A 12597-nucleotide genomic window follows, 5' to 3' on the forward strand; every position below is an offset into this window, starting at 1 on the left:
ACCGGCCGTTTACCGGCCGGGATGGACGATCCGATCGTGCTCCCACGGCTCGGCCCAGCCGAGTTCGTCGAACATGCGCGAGAGCACGATCGCGGTGAAACCCCAGACGAGCCGGTCACCCACGGTGAACGCCGGCGCCCGATAGACGGCGTCGCCCACGGTGTGCTCGGTGTTCGCCCGGTTGGCCGGGTCGAGCAGATCCGCCACGGGCACCCTGAAGACATCCACGGTTTCGGCATGGTCCATCGCGGCCACCTGGGAGGGTCGGGTCCACCAGGCCGGCACCGGGGTGACGAGATGGTTGCTCACCGGCACCGGCATTGCGGGCAGCGTGCCGAGGGGTTCGAGGCCGGCGGCGTCCAACCCGGTCTCCTCGACGGCTTCCCGCAGTGCCGCCGCGATCGGGCCCGCATCGGATGCTTCGAGCCGGCCGCCCGGGAAGGCGATCTGACCCGGGTGACTGCCCAGGGTGGAGGCGCGGCGCAGCAACAGCACGTCGAGATCCCCCGGAACCCGGTCTGTGCCGGCGGGCGCCTGCGACGGCACCGCATCCAGCACACCGAACAGCACGAGAACCGCGGCCCGGCGAGCGCTGCGCAGATCGGGGAGGTCGCGGCTTCGGCCGGTCCCCCAGTCCAGCCCACGCTCGCAGAGCGCCGCGAGTTCGGCGCGCGGGTCGTTCGAGGTGACGAGCATGCTTCCACCATACGCACCCGGTCCGTACCGGGGCTTCGGCCCTAACCCAGCAGGCCGAGGGTGACCGCGTGGCGCACGGCACCCATGCGGGAGGTCGCATCGAGCTTCGTGAAGATGTTGGACACATGCCGTTTCACGGTCCCCTCGGCCAGCGAGAGCTGCAACCCGATCTCCCGGTTCGAGTAGGCCAGGGCCACCATGCGCAGCACCTCGAGCTCCCGCGACGTGAGGATCAGCGCTGAGGACTCGGTCGTGGCGTCAGCCACCGGACGCGCAGCCTGAACCGTCCTCATGACCGAGAGGAGATCAGCCGACGCAACGGTCTTCTGGAGGTATCTGGCTGCCCCAGCCGCCGTCAGCTGTGCCTCGAGGATCCGGTCGGCATGCATTGTCAGAATCACGATGGCCGTGCCCGGGTGCATCCGGGTCACCCAGCGCACCGTCGTTTCGGAGGGGCGCACCGGGGATCTCCACGTCCAGCAGCAGCACATCGGGGCGCAGCGTCGCGACCAGCGCCGTCGCATCCGCACTCGTCGCTCCCTCTCCCACCACGTCGAGCGCCCCATCCCTGGCGAGGATGCTGTGCAGGCCCTCGCGGAACAACCCGTGGTCGTCGATGATGACGACGGTCCGTGGCACGGTCACGCGCTTTCCTCGACGATGGGCAGGTCCAGGGTCACCACGGTGCCCGAGCCGACCGTGGTGACGATCACGAGTTCGGCGCCGATGGCCTCCGCTCGTTCGCGCGCGCCGATGAGCCCGAGGGCTCCCGGGCGCACGTTCGTGCGCACGAATCCGATGCCGTCGTCCCGCACCGAGACGGTCACCGACGTGGGCGTCCAGGTCAGGTCGATGCGGATGGAGGATGCCTGGGCATGGCGTCGAGCATTGTGCACGAGTTCCCGCACCACGATGAAGGCCTCCTCCTGCACACCCGTGGTCAGTCGTCGCGGGCTCCCGGTGTTGGAGACGATGACCGGTGCCACTTCGTCGGCTGCGTCGTCCACGAAGTCGATGAGGGCCTCGTGCAACTGTTTCGATCCCACCTGGTAACGCAGTTCGGTCGCGATGGCCTGCGTTTCGTGCAACGCCAGCTGCAAGGCCTCCAGCGCGGCACGGATGTCCGCCGAACCGTCGTTGTCACGCTCGGTGTCCGCGAAGCCGGAGAGTTGCAGGCGCTGGTGGGCGACGGCGATGCCATGGGCGACCCTGTCATGCAGGTCCCTGGAAATGCGAAGCCTCTCTTCGGTGTGGGCTCCGGACAGGCGCCCGAGGAGAACGTTGACATAGCTGGTGGCGGCGGGCACGACATTTTCCATGATGGCGTGGTGCAGGCTCAGCGCCACGGCGGCGGGTTCCCAGCGGCCGGGCAACACCTCGGTGATGACCGTCAGCGACACGTCGAAGAGCACATTCGCGGCGGCGAGGCTCTCCGCCGGGTGAATGTGCTGGTCCGCTCTGCGGCGTCCGATGTCGGCCCCCGCGGTCGCGGTGATCACCGGCCCTCGGCCGGGCGGGCGGCCAGGCGCGTCGGCGGCCGCGAGGCTGCTGAAAACGCGCACCAGAATGCCCTCGACCTGCACCATCAGTTCGTCGCCCACCGTGCGGTCCGAGACCAAGGGACTGGCCTGGCTGGCAAGCCGAGCCTTCAGCTCCTCGACCACCCGCATCAGGACGGTGCTGAATCCGGCGTCCGACAGTTCGGGTGGTTGCGATGCAGCGGGCACAGTCGTCCATTTCGTTCGGTAGGTCCCCAGCCTCCCACGCGCCGCTACCGGCGCAGGAGCCAGTCGGCCCCTGCGCACGCAACGCCCCCCGCGTTGCCCGGTAGTTCCCCCGCTGTCGACGGTACGGTGCGGACGGGCCAGGAACAATGTGTCGAAGGACACATACCCGGGATCGACGTTGACAGTGCCGCCATCGGGGACAACTGTGGTGCAGAGCCACGCCCGCACCCCGGCGCCCCGCGCCCCGCACCCCGGCACCGTCGCCCAGACCCGGAGGTCACCCGCTCATGAGATTCCCACCGATCGCCGAATACGCGTTCCTCTCCGACTGCGAAGTGAGCACCCTGATCGCCCCGAACGGTGCCGTGGAGTGGTTGTGTCTGCCCCGGCCGGACAGCCCGAGCGTCTTCGGCGCTCTGCTCGACCGCACCGCCGGCCTGTTCAACTTCTCTCCCACCAACACCGCGGTGCCGGAACAGCGACGCTATCTTCCCGGCACGACGGTGCTGGAGACCACCTGGCACACACCCACCGGCTGGATGACGGTCAAGGACGTGCTGGTGATGGGGCCGCTGGCAGACCACCGCCGCGCGGGCTTCCGTCGCTCCCCCGGAGACTCCATTGCCCAGCGCACCCTGTTGCGCATCGCCACCTGTTTCGACGGCCGTGTGGAGCTCCAGGTGAACTGTTTCCCCCTGTTCGACTACGCCAGGCAGCAGGGCGTCTGGAGTTTCGACGGTCCCGGCTACACCAGGGCGAAGGTCGTCAACGGGGACATCTCGCTCGTCCTCAGCGGCAGTGTGCCCCTCGGGGTGGTCGGCGGACGATGCACCGGACGCACCACCCTGGAGACCGGTGAATCCGCGTTCGTGGCCCTGAGCTGGGACGACGCGATTCCGCACGACCTCGCCGAGGCTAACCGCCAGCTTGAGCAGACCGAGAAGTATTGGCGCAACTGGATGAGCATGGCCACCTTCCCCGATCACAGGTTCCGCCCGTACATCGAGCGCAGCGCCCTGGCCCTCAAAGGCCTCAGCTACGCGCCGACCGGGGCGATCATGGCCGCCGCCACGACGTCGCTGCCCGAGACGCCGGGCGGTGAACGCAACTGGGACTACCGGTACAGCTGGATCCGGGACACCGCATTCATGCTGCGGGCGCTGCACGGCCTCGGCTTCAACGGCGAGGCCTACGACTACTTCGCGTTCATCATGGATGCCGTCGTGGCCGGCAAACCGAAAGGGCCGTGGGACCTGCAGATCATGTACGGCATCGGCGGCGAACTGGACCTCACCGAGCAGACCCTCGATCACCTGTCCGGGTACCGCGGATCCCGGCCCGTGCGCATCGGCAACGGTGCCTTCAACCAGCACCAGCACGACGTCTGGGGCATGCTGCTCGACTCGGTCGAGGAACATCTGCGCGGCGGCGGCCAGATCGCACCCGTGGTCTGGGAACGGTTGGCCGACCTGGTCGACACCGCCATCAGGCGAAGCGCCGAACCCGACCAGGGCATCTGGGAGATGCGCGGCGCACCGCAGCACTTCGTGGCGTCGAAGGTGATGTGCTGGGTCGCCGCCGACCGTGGGGCGCGCATCGCCGAGAGCCGCGGGGATGCCGGTCGCGTCGAGAAATGGCGCCTCGCCGCCAGACGACTGAAGGCCGAGATCTGCGAACGCGGGGTGAGCGAACGCGGGGTGTTCACCCAGCACTACGACAGCACCGATCTGGATGCGTCGCTGCTGTTGCTGCCGATCATGGGGTTCCTGCCACCCGACGATGAACGCGTGCGTGCGACAGTGCTCGCGATCGCCGACGAACTCACCGAGAACGGGCTGGTGCTGCGCTACCGGGTCGCCAGCACCGACGACGGTCTCAGCGGTGAGGAGGGCACCTTCAGCATCTGCTCGTTCTGGCTGGTGTCGGCGCTGGTGATGATCGGCGAACACGACGCCGCGGAAGCGTTGTTCGAGAAGCTGCTCTCCTTTGCCGGACCGATGCTGCTCTACGCCGAGGAAATCGACGCCACCACCGGGCAGCACCTGGGCAACTTCCCGCAGGCGTTCACCCACCTGTCCCTGATCGATGCCGCCACCCGGCTGATCGAGGCCGAGCGGCGGACGGACGAGGCGACGAACGGTCTCGGCTAGGAGCAATTCAGCGTGAGGGCTCGGCGCACTCGCGGACCGGTCTGATGGGGCGGTTCGACGCCGACGAGTGGACTGACCTCATCACTAAGGGGTGATGTCGCCGCCACCTCCGCCGGGCTACTTTCACCCGAGAGACCCAGGAGGCCCCCGTGACCAATCCCGACCGCCATGCCCGCTCGATGCTGCCGATTCCCGACCGCCCGGCACCCGGACTCACCACCTACGACGCGAAGGACCCCGACACGCAATACCCGCCGATCGAGCCGTTGCGGCCGCCGGCGGGCGCACCGAACGTGCTCGTCATCCTCATCGACGATGCCGGTTATGGTGCGTCGAGCGTCTTCGGCGGCCCCTGCGCCACGCCCAACGCCGAGAAACTCGCCGCGAACGGGCTCATTTACAACCGCTTCCACACCACGGCACTGTGCGCACCCACCCGGCAGGCGCTGCTGACCGGACGAAACCATCACTCGGTGGGGATGGGCAGCATCACCGAGACGGCCACCTCGGCGCCGGGCAACAGCTCGTTGCGGCCGAACACCAAGGCGCCGCTGGCGATGACCCTCAAATTGAACGGTTACTCAACCGCCCAGTTCGGCAAGTGCCACGAGGTGCCCGTGTGGCAGTCCTCTCCGATGGGCCCGTTCGACGCCTGGCCGTCGGCCGGTGGCGGATTCGAGACCTTCTACGGCTTCATCGGCGGTGAGAACAATCAGTGGGATCCCGCGCTCTACAACGGCACCACCCCGGTGGAACCTCCGGCGACCCCCGAGGAGGGTTATCACCTCACCGAGGACCTGGCCGATCACGCCAGCAACTGGATCCGTTCGCAGAAGGCCCTGATGCCCGACAAACCGTTCTTCGTGTACTTCGCACCCGGCGCCACGCACGCGCCCCACCACGTGCCCAAGGAGTGGGCGGACAAGTACGCCGGGAAATTCGCCGACGGCTGGGATGTGCAGCGCGAACGCACCTTCGCCAAGCAGAAGGAACTCGGAGTGATCCCCGCCGACGCGCTCCTCACCCCGCGGCACGCGGAGATTCCCGCCTGGGCCGACATGCCCGCCGAGCTCAAGCCCGCGCTTGAGCGGGAAATGGAGGTCTACGCCGGGTTCATGGAGCACACTGACCACCACGTCGGCCGGGTGATCGACACCGTCGCCGAGCTCGGCATCCTCGACGACACCATCATCTACTACATCATCGGTGACAACGGAGCATCCGCGGAGGGCACGGTCAACGGGGCCTTCAACGAGATGGCGAACTTCAACGGGATGGCGGCGCTCGAGACGCCGGAATTCATGGCCGCCAAAATCGACGAGTTCGGCAGCCCCAGCTCCTACAACCACTATGCGGTGGGATGGGCGTGGGCGATGGACACCCCTTTCCAGTGGACCAAGCAGGTTGCCTCGCACTGGGGCGGCACCCGCAACGGCACGATCGTGCACTGGCCCACCGGGATCGCCGAGAAGGGCGGGCTGCGCGAGCAGTTCACCCACTGCATCGACATCGCCCCGACAATTCTCGAGGCCGCCGGCCTGCCCGAGCCGACGATGGTCAACGGCGTGCAGCAGTCACCCATGGAAGGTGTGAGCATGCTGTACACCTTCGACGACCCGGCCGCCGCGGAACGCCACGACCTGCAGTACTTCGAGATGTTCGGCAACCGTGGCCTGTATTACAAAGGCTGGAGCGCGGTCACCAAGCACCGCACCCCCTGGATCATGATCGGCGGCGAGATTCCCGCCTTCGACGACGATGTCTGGGAGCTCTACGACGGCCACACCGATTACAGTCAGGCCCGGAACCTGGCCGCCGACAATCCGGAGCTGCTCGCCAAGCTGCAGAGGCTTTGGCTGATCGAGGCCACCAAGTACAACGTGCTGCCGATCGACGACCGCGGCGTTGAACGGGCCACCCCGGAGGTGGCCGGCCGGCCGACCCTGATCAGGGGGAACAGCCAACTCCTGTTCGCCGGCATGGGCCGGTTGTCGGAGAACAGCGTGGTCAGCATCAAGAACAAGTCGTTCTCGGTGACGGCCGAGTTGGTCCTAGCCGAGGGTGGGGCGGATGGTGTGATCATCGCCCAGGGCGGCCGGTTCGGGGGCTGGAGCCTCTATGCCCAGGCCGGCCGCGCCACGTTCGTGTACAACGTCCTCGGCATCCAGGAGTTCAAGACCGAGGCCGAGCTGCCGATCCCCACGGGACAGTGCCAGGTGCGGATGGAGTTCGCCTACGACGGCGGTGGGCTCGGAAAGGGCGGCGATGTGACTCTCTACTACGACGGCAAGCCCGTGGGTACCGGCCGGGTGGGCGCGACCCAGGCGAGGATCTTCTCGGCCGACGAGACCACCGATGTGGGCTACGAATCCGGCACCCCCGTCACGGCCGACTACACCACAGCGAGCAGCCGGTTCAGCGGCCGGATCAACTGGGTGCAGATCGACCTGGGCGACGACAACAACGACCACTTCATCGACCCGGAGGAGCGGTTCCGCATCATCATGGCCCGGCAGTGAGCGTCCCTATGCGGCAGGGAGCACCGCCTCCACAGTGCAGCAGGTCGTCATCCGGGAGCTCACGGGTCTGACCACTGCGGTGCAGACTATGGGAATGACCCCACGCAGTGAGCGAACCCTCATCGTGCTCCGGCACGCCAAGTCCGACTGGTCGGGCGGCGAGGCCGACATCGACCGCACCCTCAACCCCCGCGGGCAGAGCCAGGCACCGGATGCCGGCAGCTGGCTGGCCGAGAACGTTCCAGCCATCGACCTGGCCATCGTCTCCCCCGCGACTCGGGCTCGCGCCACCTGGGCGCTGGCCTCGGCAGAACTCAGCGACAGTCCCGAGGCGCGCATCGATGACCGTGCGTATGCCGCGTCCGTCAACGATCTGCTTCAGATTGTGCGGGAACTGCCCGACGAGCTTCAGAACGTGATTCTCGTGGCTCACAATCCCGGACTCGAAGACCTCGTCTACGTGCTCACCGGCGAGAGCGTCACACTGTCGACGTCGGCCCTGGCCGTGCTGGGTGTGCCGGGCCCTTGGGCGGATCTTGTTGCCTCGACGGCCGTTCTTGTGACCAGCGGCCGGGCCAGTCGGGCGGGACTGGCCTAGGCCCATGCCCCACCGGGGTCAGTCCGTTCCGGCATCCTCCGCCGTCAGCGGGAGCCGGCGCACACTCTCGAACCGGTGCGCCCCGCCGTCGATCGGATCGGTGAAGGCCAGTTCGCTGGCCAGGAGCTGGAGCGGCCGCCCGAAGTCGTGCACGGGGACATCCTGCACGACGGGGTAGAGCGGATCGTCGATGATCGGGATGCCCAGACCCAGCATGTGCAGGCGGAGCTGGTGGGTGCGCCCGGTGCGGGGTGTCAGCCGGTACTGTCCCGCGTCCCCGTGAGCGCCCTCCAGTTCGATCAGTGACTCGGCGTTGACCGGGGCGCCGGGCACCACTTCGCCCTGCCACAGACCCGGCCGGGTGCGGAGGTGGTTTCGCACGGTGACGGGAAGCCCGAGGTTCGGCCCGATCGGAGCCAACGCCCGGTACACCTTCCTCACCTCGCCGCGCTGAAAGAGGGTCTGGTAGGCGCCTCGCCAGCGGCGTTCGGTGGCCAGGACCAGCAGGCCGCTGGTCACCCGGTCCAGGCGGTGCAATGGGGAGAGTTCGGGCAACTCCAGTTGGGCGCGCAGGCGAACCACAACGCTCTGGACCACATGCCGTCCCCGCGGGATGCTGGAAAGGAAGGGCGGCTTGTCGATCACCACGATCCGCTCATCCCGGTAGATCAGGTGGAGAGGGCCAGGAACCACCGGTTCGTCGGCCAGATCGCGGTGAAACCAGACGAAGGTGGTGGGCCGGTAGCGGTCCGCGCCGGCAACCGGCGCGCCGTTTCCGTAGACGAACCGGCCGTCGGAGAGGAACTCGGCCACATCCACGGACTCGGCCAGCCGGTCCTCGAGCCAGGCGCCCATGTTGGACCAGGTCGGCTTCGGAAAGCCGGGCCGGTCGCGCTCCGGGGTGCACAGCCACGCCGCAGCGAGCCCGTGTCGTTCGGGAAGGGGCGAGCGCGGGGGCATCCCCCGATCGTACGTGCTGGGCGGCTCCGGGGTCCCCAGCCAGCCCGTAGGTCTTCACTGCACCTCTGGTGGCGCGCCGCGCCTGTTATAGCGGGTGCCGCGAGCCATCAGAGGTGCAGCGAACGCGAGCCGGGCGTTTCTCTCCGCGAAGGGCGGGCGCGACCGACATCGGTGCTCAGACCGCGGCGGCCCTGGCGGCCTCGAGCGCCCAGACGACCAGGTCGTGGTCGAGGTTCTCGGCCAGGCCGGACACCCCGACGGCGCCGATGAGGGAGCCGTTCACCCGCAGCGGGAAGGCGCCTCCGGCGGCCACGTACTCGGCAACAGGCAGACCGGTGACCTCGTTGAAGTCCTGGCCCCTGGCGCGGTATTTGGTGCTGATCAGGAAGGACGGCGCGCTGTACAGGGCCACGACGCGGAACTTCCTGTCGAGCCAGTAGTCGTTGTCTGCTGTCGTGCCCGGCCGTGCTGCGTGGAAGACGCGCTGCTGGCCGAAGGACATCGCCACCGTGATACTCAGGTCATCGGCGACCGCCCGGGCCATGATCGCGCTGCCGAGCCTGAAGGCATCGTCATGATCGAAGGAAGCGAACCCGATGCTGGTGTTCTGTGCCTCCAGCAGGGGCAGGAGGGCCTGGGCGGCGGGGTCAGGGGCGAGCGACATGGCAGAGTCCGGTTTCGTTGGAGTGTCGACAGCGGCGCCGCACTACCGAGCACGATACCGGTTGGCGATCACAGGCGGGCGGGAAACGCGGACCGGCGCCCGTACACCGTCAGCAGTAGTGCGGCCAGGCCGAAGACGACCATGACGACGGGCAGTACGAGGCCGTCGAACGGGGTCAGCAGCGCGGCACCGAGGATCCCGGCGGCGAAAATCGCGAGGTTGAACGCCACGGGCAGGAATGCGTTCGCGACATCCGAGTCGGCTCCGCCCGTGCTGGTCAAAGCGGCCTGGAGCTGAGCGGATGCTCCGCCGAAGGAGAGCCCCCAGAGCACGGTGGCGGCGATGATCGCGGGCGTCGACGCGTGGCCGGCCCAGAGGATCACGGCGGCCACGATGAACAGTAGAACGCTGCCGTGCAGCAGCGGGCGCGGATGCCGGTCGAGAAGCGCGCCGGTGAGAACGATGCCGACGATCGAGGCGACACCGAAGAGGAACAGCTGCACGTCCACCGCGAGGTCGCTGCCGGTGGCCCGCAGGTAGGGGGCGATGTAGGTGTAGATGGTGTTGTGGGCGATCATCCAGGTGAAGATCACCGCCAGGATCACGGTGATGCCGGGGATCCGGAGCACCCGCACCAGGGGCAGTCTGGCGGTTCCCGGCTGGCCGTCGGCATCCGGGGCGCACAGCGCGATCAGGAGACCGGCGATGACCGCCACAACGCTCAGACCGACGAACGCCCAGCGCCAGTCGAACGCGGACCCTAGCCAGGACCCGAGCGGGGTGCCGAGCGCGAACCCGACGGGCGCTCCGGCGGACACTATCGCCAGGGACAGGCCGGCCTGCCGCGGCGGGCTGATCTTCCGCCCGTAGGCGGCGAGCATCCCCCAGACGATCCCCGAGAACGCCCCGGCGACAAATCGTGACCCGAGCGACAGGGTGACGTCACTGGAGACCGCCGTGACGGTGTTGGCCACGATGAGCCCGAGGATGGCGCCGAGCAGCAGCGGCTTCCGGCGCATCCCCCTGGTCAGCGTGATGGCGGGAATCGTCACAACAACCGTGCCCAGCGCGTACGCGCTGACGAACAGGCCCACGGTGCCCTCGGTGGTGCCCAGGCCGCCGGCGATCGCCGGCAACAGGCCGGCCGGCATGGTCTCCATCGCCACGAGGACGAAGCCGATGGCGGCCAGCATCAGCAGGGTGAAGATCGGTAGGCGCTGCGTTGTCTCGGCGCTCGCCGGAGCCGGCCCTGTCGTGACGATGTCCATCAGAACGTGAGCAGGACCTTGGTGGCGCGGCGCTCGTCCATGGCCCGGTAGCCTTCGGCGGCTTCCTCGATGGGGAGGGTGAGGTCGAAGACCTTGCCGGGGTCGATGGTGCGGTCCCAGATCAGCTGGATGAGGTCGGGTAGGAACCGGCGTACCGGGGCAGGTCCGCCGAGGGTGTGGATGCCGGCGAAGAACAGCTGGATGCCGGGGATCTGCACGTCGTGGTTGACCCCGACGTAGCCCAGGTGCCCGCCGCCGCGGGTCGCGCCGACGGCCTGCATGAACGACTCCTGCGTGCCGACGGCTTCGACCACGGAGTGCGCGCCGAGCCCGCCGGTGAGTTCCTTGATCCTGGCCACTCCCGCGTCGCCGCGTTCCTCGACGATGTCGGTCGCCCCGTAGAACCGGGCGAGCTTCTGCCGTTCGGGGTGGCGGGACATGGCGATGATGCGTTCGGCGCCCAGCTGTTTGGCGGCGAGGATCGCCATCAGGCCCACGGCGCCGTCTCCGACGACGGCGACGGTCTTGCCCGGCCCGGCCTCGGCGGCCACGGCGGCGAACCAGCCGGTGCCGAGCACATCGGAGGCGGCCAGCAGCGACGGGATCAGGTCGGCGTCAGGCTGGCCGGGGGTCGCGACGAGGGTGCCGTCCGCTAGTGGGATCCGCGCCTTCTCGGCCTGCATGCCCGAGGCGAACTCGGCGTGCACGCACGTGGACTGGAACCCGGACCGGCAGATCTCGCAGGTGTTGTCGGAGAGCACGAAGGATCCCACGACGAAGTCACCCACCTTGACAGAGCGCACCGCGTCGCCGATCTCTTCGACGATGCCGACGTACTCGTGGCCCATCGCGGTGTGGTCGACGGGCTCGACACCCCGGTACGGTCACAGGTCCGACCCGCAGATGCAGGTGGCCGTGAGACGGATGATCGCATCGGTCGGTTCAAGAATGGTCGGGTCCTGACGGTCTTCGATCCGGACGTCGCCGGGCGCGTACATGATGACTCCACGCATGTGGATGCTCCTTCGGTCGCTGTTGGTACCTTCTCAAGTGAACCGTCGACGCTCTGTGGGCGGGAGTCCCTGCGCAGGGGTGTACCAGCAGAGCACCCCACGTCGTGTCAGGGGGACGTACTGTCGTGGCTATGGACAATCAAGCCGAGGTGCGCGAATTCCTCATGTCGCGGCGCGCGAAGATCACCCCCGAACGGGCCGGCCTGCCCGCCGGAACGAATCGGCGGGTGTCCGGGCTGCGGCGCACCGAGGTTGCCACCCTGGCCGGCGTCAGCGTGGAGTATTACGCGAAGCTCGAACGCGGTGCGATCGCGGGAGCGTCCTCGTCGGTGCTCGACTCCATCGCCCGGGCGCTGCAGCTCGATGACACCGAACGCAGCCACCTGTTCAATCTCGCGCGGGCCGCCGACGGCATCCCGCTGTCCGGACGCGTCCGCCGGCGCGCGAGCCGGAACCCGGTGAGCCGGCCGAGCCTGCAGTGGGCGCTCGGCACGATCACCGAAGGCATCGCGTTTGTGCGCGACCAGCACCAGGATCTCCTGGCGACCAACGACCTGGGCCGGGCCTTCTACTCCCCTGTCATCGGCGACGCCGGGCGCACACCCAACCTGGCCCGGTTCCAGTTCCTCGACCCCGCCTCCCGCGATTTCTACCCGGACTGGCAGGTGTTCGCCGAGATGTGCGTGTCGATCATGCGCGCGGAGGCCGGCCGGGACCCGAACGACAAAGGGTTGCAAGACCTCGTCGGCGAGCTGTCCACCCAGAGCGACACGTTCCGCACGCTCTGGGGCGCCCACGATGTGCGCACGCACGGTGCCGGCACGAAGCGGTTCAACCATCCGGTGGTCGGCGAGCTCACCCTGGCCTATGAGGAGCTCGCCATCACCGCCGATCCGGGCTCGGTGCTGATGATCTACACCGCCGAGCCCGGCTCGCCCAGCGCCGATCGCCTGCGCCTGCTGGCCAGTTGGGCGGCCACCAGCGTCGCCGCCGACTGACCCG

11 protein-coding genes and 1 pseudogene are annotated in these 12597 nt (G+C 68.3%); 4 read left to right on the plus strand and 8 right to left on the minus strand.

Annotation, left to right across the window (positions count from 1 at the left end):
• Nucleotides 1–9 precede the first annotated feature (9 nt).
• The 4 genes from RCH12_RS06635 to RCH12_RS06650 are packed head-to-tail and all read right to left on the minus strand — an operon-like array spanning nucleotide 10 to nucleotide 2423.
• A complete protein-coding gene (locus RCH12_RS06635; protein WP_103432325.1) occupies nucleotides 10–696 on the minus strand; it encodes an NUDIX hydrolase in 687 nt (228 codons plus the stop codon).
• 41 nt (nucleotides 697–737) lie between these two features.
• Nucleotides 738–962 (minus strand): response regulator transcription factor, encoded by a 225-nt coding sequence (locus RCH12_RS06640; RefSeq protein WP_327016395.1) that lies wholly within the window; start codon nucleotides 960–962, stop codon nucleotides 738–740.
• Nucleotides 963–1002: 40 nt separating this feature from the next.
• A complete protein-coding gene (locus RCH12_RS06645) occupies nucleotides 1003–1341 on the minus strand; it encodes a response regulator (RefSeq protein ID WP_327016396.1) in 339 nt (112 codons plus the stop codon).
• Nucleotides 1338–2423 (minus strand): sensor histidine kinase, encoded by a 1086-nt coding sequence (locus RCH12_RS06650; protein WP_327016397.1) that lies wholly within the window; start codon nucleotides 2421–2423, stop codon nucleotides 1338–1340. The genes RCH12_RS06645 and RCH12_RS06650 overlap by 4 nt, the downstream gene beginning before the upstream one ends.
• Nucleotides 2424–2710: 287 nt before the next feature.
• Between RCH12_RS06650 and RCH12_RS06655 the strand changes: the two genes are divergently transcribed.
• The 3 genes from RCH12_RS06655 to RCH12_RS06665 all read left to right on the plus strand — a co-directional run bounded on the left by RCH12_RS06655 (nucleotide 2711) and on the right by RCH12_RS06665 (nucleotide 7690).
• Complete coding sequence (locus tag RCH12_RS06655; protein ID WP_327016398.1) at nucleotides 2711–4573, plus strand: glycoside hydrolase family 15 protein; 1863 nt, start codon at nucleotides 2711–2713, stop codon at nucleotides 4571–4573.
• 179 nt (nucleotides 4574–4752) lie between these two features.
• A complete protein-coding gene (locus tag RCH12_RS06660) occupies nucleotides 4753–7092 on the plus strand; it encodes an arylsulfatase (RefSeq protein ID WP_327016447.1) in 2340 nt (779 codons plus the stop codon).
• A gap of 94 nt (nucleotides 7093–7186) precedes the next feature.
• Entirely contained in the window at nucleotides 7187–7690 is a 504-nt protein-coding gene (locus tag RCH12_RS06665; RefSeq protein ID WP_207795551.1) for a SixA phosphatase family protein, read from the plus strand.
• Between the two features lie 18 nt (nucleotides 7691–7708).
• On the opposite strand, the gene RCH12_RS06670 is transcribed toward RCH12_RS06665, so the two are convergent.
• From RCH12_RS06670 to RCH12_RS06685, 4 genes and pseudogenes are all read right to left on the minus strand, one after another.
• Entirely contained in the window at nucleotides 7709–8650 is a 942-nt protein-coding gene (locus RCH12_RS06670) for a pseudouridine synthase (protein ID WP_327016399.1), read from the minus strand.
• Nucleotides 8651–8825: 175 nt separating this feature from the next.
• Nucleotides 8826–9314: a heme-degrading domain-containing protein gene (locus RCH12_RS06675; protein WP_327016400.1), complete on the minus strand. Its 489-nt coding sequence runs from the start codon at nucleotides 9312–9314 to the stop codon at nucleotides 8826–8828.
• Between the two features lie 68 nt (nucleotides 9315–9382).
• A complete protein-coding gene (locus RCH12_RS06680) occupies nucleotides 9383–10582 on the minus strand; it encodes an MFS transporter (RefSeq protein WP_327016401.1) in 1200 nt (399 codons plus the stop codon).
• Nucleotides 10582–11595 (minus strand): annotated as a pseudogene (locus RCH12_RS06685) (zinc-dependent alcohol dehydrogenase family protein). Before RCH12_RS06685 ends, RCH12_RS06680 begins: the two are co-directional and overlap by 1 nt.
• Before the next feature lie 131 nt (nucleotides 11596–11726).
• On the opposite strand from RCH12_RS06685, the gene RCH12_RS06690 reads away from it, so the two are divergent.
• Nucleotides 11727–12593 carry a helix-turn-helix transcriptional regulator gene (locus tag RCH12_RS06690; RefSeq protein WP_327016402.1) on the plus strand — a complete coding sequence of 289 codons (867 nt, stop codon included), beginning with the start codon at nucleotides 11727–11729 and terminating at the stop codon, nucleotides 12591–12593.
• Nucleotides 12594–12597 lie beyond the last annotated feature (4 nt).

Source organism: Cryobacterium sp. MP_3.1 (assembly GCF_035984795.1).
Classification (GTDB): domain Bacteria; phylum Actinomycetota; class Actinomycetes; order Actinomycetales; family Microbacteriaceae; genus Cryobacterium; species Cryobacterium zongtaii.

What these genes read in the sequence shown, in the direction of transcription:
- RCH12_RS06660 (WP_327016447.1), top strand. Translation starts at nt 4,753, where the DNA reads ATGCTGCCGATTCCCGACCGCCCGGCACCCGGACTCACCACCTACGAC.
- RCH12_RS06680 (WP_327016401.1), bottom strand. Translation starts at nt 10,582, where the DNA reads ATGGACATCGTCACGACAGGGCCGGCTCCGGCGAGCGCCGAGACAACG.
- RCH12_RS06635 (WP_103432325.1), bottom strand. Translation starts at nt 696, where the DNA reads ATGCTCGTCACCTCGAACGACCCGCGCGCCGAACTCGCGGCGCTCTGC.
- RCH12_RS06690 (WP_327016402.1), top strand. Translation starts at nt 11,727, where the DNA reads ATGGACAATCAAGCCGAGGTGCGCGAATTCCTCATGTCGCGGCGCGCG.
- RCH12_RS06670 (WP_327016399.1), bottom strand. Translation starts at nt 8,650, where the DNA reads ATGCCCCCGCGCTCGCCCCTTCCCGAACGACACGGGCTCGCTGCGGCG.
- RCH12_RS06655 (WP_327016398.1), top strand. Translation starts at nt 2,711, where the DNA reads ATGAGATTCCCACCGATCGCCGAATACGCGTTCCTCTCCGACTGCGAA.
- RCH12_RS06665 (WP_207795551.1), top strand. Translation starts at nt 7,187, where the DNA reads ATGACCCCACGCAGTGAGCGAACCCTCATCGTGCTCCGGCACGCCAAG.
- RCH12_RS06675 (WP_327016400.1), bottom strand. Translation starts at nt 9,314, where the DNA reads ATGTCGCTCGCCCCTGACCCCGCCGCCCAGGCCCTCCTGCCCCTGCTG.